Source organism: Bacillus sp. P4_D3 (assembly GCF_056401855.1).
Map to the genome: position 1 here is coordinate 24,355 of NZ_JBFUIN010000021.1, position 7,019 is coordinate 31,373.

4 protein-coding genes, 2 pseudogenes and 2 riboswitches are annotated in these 7,019 nt (G+C 35.2%); of the genes and pseudogenes, 5 read left to right on the top strand and 1 reads right to left on the bottom strand.

The annotated features are described in order from the left end of the window. The first annotated feature begins 13 nt into the window (after positions 1–13). Positions 14–673, top strand: coding sequence for a thiamine phosphate synthase (thiE, locus tag AC1DTM_RS06125; RefSeq protein WP_088098668.1), 660 nt, complete (start codon positions 14–16; stop codon positions 671–673). 157 nt (positions 674–830) lie between these two features. Here the strand turns inward: thiE and AC1DTM_RS06130 are convergent, their stop codons facing one another. Further along, a complete protein-coding gene (locus AC1DTM_RS06130) occupies positions 831–2,144 on the bottom strand; it encodes an anaerobic C4-dicarboxylate transporter family protein (RefSeq protein ID WP_088098669.1) in 1,314 nt (437 codons plus the stop codon). A 282-nt stretch (positions 2,145–2,426) separates the two neighbouring features. Continuing rightward, a riboswitch (cyclic di-GMP riboswitch) is annotated at positions 2,427–2,511 on the top strand. Positions 2,512–2,646: 135 nt separating this feature from the next. Here AC1DTM_RS06130 and AC1DTM_RS06135 point away from each other — a divergent pair. From AC1DTM_RS06135 to AC1DTM_RS06150, 4 genes and pseudogenes are all read left to right on the top strand, one after another. After that, positions 2,647–4,386: a methyl-accepting chemotaxis protein gene (locus AC1DTM_RS06135; RefSeq protein WP_088098670.1), complete on the top strand. Its 1,740-nt coding sequence runs from the start codon at positions 2,647–2,649 to the stop codon at positions 4,384–4,386. 164 nt (positions 4,387–4,550) lie between these two features. Next, positions 4,551–6,175 (top strand): annotated as a pseudogene (locus AC1DTM_RS06140) (AMP-binding protein); the annotation flags it as partial. A 264-nt stretch (positions 6,176–6,439) separates the two neighbouring features. Beyond that, a riboswitch (TPP riboswitch) is annotated at positions 6,440–6,541 on the top strand. Between the two features lie 101 nt (positions 6,542–6,642). Beyond that, complete coding sequence (locus AC1DTM_RS06145; protein ID WP_000082898.1) at positions 6,643–6,963, top strand: MTH1187 family thiamine-binding protein; 321 nt, start codon at positions 6,643–6,645, stop codon at positions 6,961–6,963. Further along, positions 6,935–7,019: pseudogene (locus tag AC1DTM_RS06150) on the top strand (ABC transporter permease); the annotation flags it as partial. The gene AC1DTM_RS06145 and the pseudogene AC1DTM_RS06150, both read left to right, overlap by 29 nt.

Genomic DNA, 7,019 nt, shown 5'->3' on the forward strand with positions numbered 1-7,019 from the left:
GAGGGGGAACTAGATGTCGCGTATTACAATGGATGAAATGTCTAGGTTATTACCAGTATATTTTATTATGGGAAGTAACAATTGTACGAAGGAGCCACTACAAGTATTGAGAGATGCACTAGAAGGTGGTATAACAATTTTTCAATTTCGTGAAAAGGGAGAAGGAGCTTTAACGGGAGAGAAACGTATTGATTTTGCGAAAGAACTACAAGCGCTTTGCAAGGAGTATGGTGTACCATTCATCGTAAATGATGATGTAGAACTAGCCCTCGAGTTAGATGCAGATGGCGTGCATGTTGGACAAGATGATGAAGGAATTACATCTGTTCGTAAAAAAATGGGAGATAAAATTATTGGAGTATCTACACATACAATTGAAGAAGCACGCTGGGCGATTGAAAATGGAGCCGATTATTTAGGAGTTGGTCCAATTTTCCCGACGAGCACGAAAAAAGATACGAAAGCGGTTCAAGGAACGAAAGGTCTAAAGTATTTTAGGGAACAAGAGATTACAATACCGATCGTTGGGATTGGTGGGATTACAATTGAAAATACGGCTTCAGTTATAGACGCGGGTGCAGAAGGTGTTTCAGTTATTTCAGCGATTAGCTTAGCGGAATCTGCGTATGAAAGTACGAAGAAATTAGCTGAGGAAGTAAATAAGAGTTTGTAGAGTCGCAAAATGAGTTGCTTCGTTTATCCCGCTATTTGCGGGATAATAATCAGTGGGGGATGAACAAAACCCCCACTGATTAAAGTTTCACTTTATTTAAACAAACGTTTGATTAAAAAAGCACAAACCCTTTTAAATTGTAGGTTTGTGCTTTTATTTAAAACATAATTGAAATTAAGAGCATTCCAATTCCGATAGAAGTAAAGGTTGCGATCAGGCCAGGAATCATAAAGCTATGATTTAAAACATATTTGCCAATTCCTGTTGTACCAGTGCGATCAAAATTAATTGCAGCAACGATTGTCCCGTAATTTGGAATGAAGAAGTATCCATTTACTGCAGGGAACATTGCAATAAGTAATGCTGGCGGAATACCAAGTGATAGTCCAAGTGGCACTAAAGCACGAACTGTTGCTGCTTGGCTATACAGTAAAATAGATAGAATGAATAGTGCGATAGCAAATAGCCATGGTGCACTTGTCACTAAGTGTTGAATTGACCCTTGAATTATATTTAAGTTTCCGTTGAAGAAAGTATCTCCCATCCAAGCGATACCAAAAATAGCAACAACTGCTGTTGCGCCTGCTTTAAAGACGTTACCAGTTACAATGCTTTCCACATTTGGTTTACAGAAAATAATAATAAGAGCAGCAATGGTTAACATGACCATTTCAATTGTGTTTGGCATTGACAGACGAACTAATTTCCCATCAACCATCCATCCTGGACGAAGTGTTTCAAATGAACCGAGAAGTACAACAAGGAAAGTTGCGACTAGGAAAAGAATAACTGATAATTTCGCGCCTTTTGAACCTGCAAATTCTTTTTTCTCTTCAAGTTTAGGGATCATTCCCTCTTTTAATCGCTTCAAGTATTCAGGGTCTTCATTTAATTCTTTTCCCATTTTACTAGCAACGAATGCAGCTACCATACAAGCGATGAAAGTAGAAGGGATACTGACTTTTAAAATATCTAACAAGGTGATTTTATAGTCGGCTAACATTGCTAAAAGTGCAACTGTTGCAGCCGATATTGGACTAGCTGTAATTGCCTGCTGGGAAGCGATAACGGCAATTGACATTGGTCGTTCAGGTCTAATTCCTGATTCACGAGATACTTCGGCGATAACGGGAAGTACAGAATAAGCGACATGACCAGTTCCTGCGCATAGCGTGAATAAATAAGTAACAATAGGAGCAAAAAATGTAATGCGCTTTGGATTTTTTCGTAATGCTTTCTCAGCAAGGTAGACGAGATAATCCATTCCTCCAGCAGCTTGCAAAGCACCGGCAGCTGTAATTACTGCTAAAATCATAAGCATTACATCAATAGGAGGAGCTGTAGGTTGTAAGTGGAAGACGAAAACAAGTATTGCCATACCAACGCCACCCATTACTCCTAGACCAACTCCGCCTAAGCGTGCGCCAATAAAAATGCAGAGTAGTAAAGTAAGAAATTGTAGCCAAAACATGATAAACTACCTCCGGAATTCGTAAGTTAAGATATATCCAAATAGTTTAATTTGAATGAAAATTAAATGAATATCTGGAATAATCCTTGTGTTATATACGTTTTTTATTATATAACACAAGAAATGTAACATTCACGTATTTTGTTAAATTATTTCGAAAAAATAATACATTAAAACTTCATATTTAGATCTCTAAATAAGTGGACATTTTAATTTTTATGTTGTAATCTTTGAAAGAGAATATTTAAATTCTCATAGAACTCCCATATCGTTCAACTCGTTCAGCGAGAAAGGCAAACTGATGGAAACATGAGGACGCAAAACTACAGGGGCTAAGGTCAAACGACTATGCTAGCCAGTTACCGGACGGATAGGGTTGGTTTTGACCAATGCTTTTTCATTGGTCTTTTTTTTTGGGTTTATATTTGAGAATAGTTATCAATTAAAGGATGTGTTTTGAAATTATTATTTTGTATTAACTGAATTAAGGAAGGTAATGTGAATGAAAAAATATTGGCATAAGCTATCGTTTCTTCAAAAGAATGTATTGTTAACTGTACTCGTTATTTTAACGCTTGTTGGTAGTATGGGGGCGTTAAGTTTTAATATGTTTCAAAATAGTATGATGTCTATATTTGAAAGACAGTCTATTGAAACGGGAGATACGGTATTACATAAATTAGAGGCAGAAGTAGTAAGAGATGTCGCGAAAAACCCGACGGCACAAAAAGAAAAAAGAGCTAAATTAACAGAGCAGTTAGATGAAGTTACAAAAGAATTGAAAAGTGTTGGACAAACGTATGTTGTTGGAGCAAAAACAAATGCAAAAGGTGAGCTTCAAGTAGTTGGTTTGGCTACAGAATTAGCGAATGCTGTTCAAGTAAAACCAGGAGACTATTATGAACAACCAGTTCGTTGGATGAAGGCATACGATAAAGTAATGGCCACGAAAAAAGCACAAATGACGGAAATATATGAAGATGAACTGGGATCATGGGTAACAATATTAGAGCCAATTACAGATGGAGAAGAAAATATTGTTGCAATTGTTGCAGCTGATTTAGATGCGTCTATTGTTCCTAGTACAAAGAAGAAATTTATTATGCAAGGTTTAATGTTTATTTGTATTTCAGTTTTAATTGCGACTTTTATTCAATTCTTGATTGTACGTAATTCACTTGCTCCATTACAAGATTTACGTGAAGGATTACGTAAAGTGGGTGAAGGAGATTTAAGTATTGAATTAGTGGAAAGACAAGATGATATCGGTATTATTAATTCGTATTTTAATAACACAATTGAGAAGTTTAAAGGAATTATAGATAAAGTGAAGCAGACGGCAGAACAGGTTTCTTCATCTTCGCAAGAATTGTCAGCAAGTACAGAGGAGAATAGTATGGCAGTTCAAGAGATTGCGGGTTCTATTGTAGGATTAAGAGCTAGTGCTCAGTCGCAAGAAACTTCTGTACAACAATGTTTATGGATTGTACATGAAATGGAACATAAGATGGAAGAAATAACAGGGGCTGCGAAACAAGTTGCCACTACTTCAGAAGGTATGGAGCAACATTCGGTTGAGGGTAATGGAGTTATTGAACAAATTATTAATCAAATGAGTTCAATTCAAAAAGCAGTACAAGATTTATCTTCTATCATTTATTCGTTGGAAACAAGATCAAAACAAATAAGTGATATTGTAACTGTAATTACAGGTATTTCAAATCAAACGAATTTATTAGCTTTAAATGCTTCCATTGAAGCTTCACGTGCTGGGGCAGCTGGAAGAGGGTTTGCCGTTGTTGCTGATGAAGTGCGTAAATTAGCAGAACAAACAGAAGCATCAGCAAAAGATATAGCTAAATTAATAGGGGAAACACAGGCTGAAGCAGAAGATGCTGTAGTTTCAATGCAGAAAGGTTCAAAAGAGGTAGAGTCTGGAATTACACTTGTTCAAAGTAGCGGTTCATTCTTCGAGAAAATTTCAAAATCAGCACAATCTGTTACAAATCAAGTTAGAGCCGTTTCTAGCAATTCAAGTGATATTCTGCAAAATAGCCAAAATATTGTACAAGTTGTAAATGAGCTATCTCATATTGCAAATACATATGCAAACAGTAGTAGTAACGTTGAAGAGAGTATGAAGGAGCAAGAAATGTCTGTGCAAGATATAGCAGAATTAGCTACTTCTTTAAGTTGGCTTTCACAGGAGTTACAAGGGTTGATTGGAGAATTTAAAAGTTAATTAAATAAAGAAAGGTGTAGATATAATCTGCACCTTTCTTTATTTAATTAATAGTATAATATATAAATTTAAGGATGTTGGAAGTGAAACTTTAATCAGTGGGTGATGAACACCCCCACTGATTAAAGTTTCACTTTATTTTATGGAGAGCGAGAGGATTCAGTATGAGTATTTTCTTAAAACGTTCATATGTGGAGAGATATGAACAATTTTCGCAACAAAATTATGAACCACTTATGATACCGAAGGATTTTCAAGTAAACGAATATAAGCAGATGAAAATTAAGGATATACAAGCGATCGAACATAGTAAGTTAGATATAATAGTCGCTACTTTTGTATGGTTACATCATGTTAGTAATGAAAAATGTATAGTGATTCCTCATTATATGGAACAGAGTAGTTATCCGTTATGTATTACGATTTCAGAGGAACTTTCTTATGAAGAGCTAAAAGTAGAAATTAATGATCAAATTGTGCAGTTAGAAAACATGGAAGAAGTACAAAAGGTATTATTACAATATGATGAGGGAAACCTGCAGTTACAGTAGGAAAAGAGAATAGAAATAGTCAGTTGAACTTTATTGAAGTAAAGAATAATTGCTTTGAGGTTTCTTATAATAAAATGCAATTGGAAGAAAAAACAGCGACTCGTTATATAGAGCAAATTGAGTATGTATTACAGCAAGGAATTACAAACGAGAAGCAATGTATTGTAGCTATGGATATTATTCCAGAAGAAGAGTTAGCAATATATAAAGAGATAAATCATATAGAAGTACCATATCCGAATAAGAGTATTTCCGATATGTTTTATGAAACAGTAAGGAAGTTTTCAAATTGTATAGCTTTATCTTCGTTAGAAGGAACATTAACATATGAACAACTAAATAAAAAAAGTAACCAAATCGCTCATATGTTATTACATAATGGAGTGAAACAAGGCGATTCTGTCGGTATCTTTATGAAGCGAAGTATTGATACGGTAGTAAGTTTATTAGCAATTTTAAAAACAGGCGCTTCCTATATACCAATCGATCCAGATTATCCTGCAAACCGTGTGCAGGATATTATTGAAGATAGTCAATCTAAATTAGTTTTAACGAAGGAAACGAAAATTCCGTATGAAGGTATGCAAGAGTTGTCTCTTTACGATATTGATAAATTTCCAAATACGGATGTATGCTCATCAATTCATCTTGATGATATTGCATATATGATTTACACATCAGGTTCTACAGGAAATCCGAAAGGAACAATGTTAACGCACCGCGGAGTAGTTAATTTATGTACATGGATGCAAAGACATTATGGATTAACTGAAGAAGATGTTTTTGCACAGTTTCCATCATTTAGTTTTGATGCGTCTATTTGGGAGTTATTTGCTTCATTATTCTGTGGTGGAAATGTATATGTTTTATTAGATGAGCAAAGACTTTCAGTCGATGCTTTTGCAAATGCAATTTATAAAGAAAAGGCAACATCTATTTTAGGATTAGCTACAATTTTCTTACAACAAGTAGCAATATACCTTCCAGATGAAAGTAAATATAAGTTGGATTCATTAAAGAGAATTGCAGTTGGTGGAGAAATGCTTACTGCTGAAGTAGTGAAATTATGGCGGGAGAGAATTGGTACTCATGTTCAATTGAATAATGCATATGGTCCGACAGAATGCACAATTACAACAACTACTTATCCAATTCCAGCGGATAATTATAAAGTTTGGATATTAAATGACAATATGAAAGTTTGTCCAATTGGTATTCCGATAGAATTAGCGATGGATCAATCCAAGGAAGATGAAGTAATAGCAGAGCTAATTGCTTCTCAAGTTGCAGGAGATGGAGCACAGCAATCTGAAATTGTAATGGGTACTCGTAGAACGAATGAATGGATTAAGAAAAAAGAACTGGTAGTGCCAGCGATTAATAAAGAATTTATTCAGCAATTATTAGCTCATGGTGAAGAAGTTGTATATTTTCCAAAAATAATGAAATGATATGTACGCTTTTGTTTGTTCAATAAAATAAATCATGCTACAATGAAAACGAATTAAGAACCGGGGAGCCAATTGGCTGAGAGGATGTAAGTATACATCGACCCTCAACCTGATCTGGATAATGCCAGCGTAGGGAGTTACTTTAAAGTGATGTAGCATAAGTTATTATAGAATAACTTGTATACAAGGCTTTCCTACATGGTAGGAAAGCCTTTTCTTTTTTTGAAACCATATTTTGTAAGGGGGATTTTATTATGTCACAACAAGTTACAATTTCATTTTCAGTAGTACCACAAGCGAAGAACAAAGATGTGTATTCCGTTGTTGATAAAGCAATTGAAGTTGTACAACAGTCGGGAGTTCGTTATGAAGTAGGGGCAATGGAAACAACGTTGGAAGGAGAGTTAGATGTACTTCTTGACGTCATAAAACGTGCGCAACAAGCTTGCGTCGATGCTGGAGCAGAAGAAGTGATTACTTCTATTAAAATTCACTATCGTCCAAGTACGGGCGTAACGATTGACGAAAAAGTTTGGAAGTACCGTGATGAATATGCAAAACCAGAAGCGATCTAAAATAATCACAACAATTTGGCTTATCCTTCTCATTGCTATATGGGAAGGATCTGTTT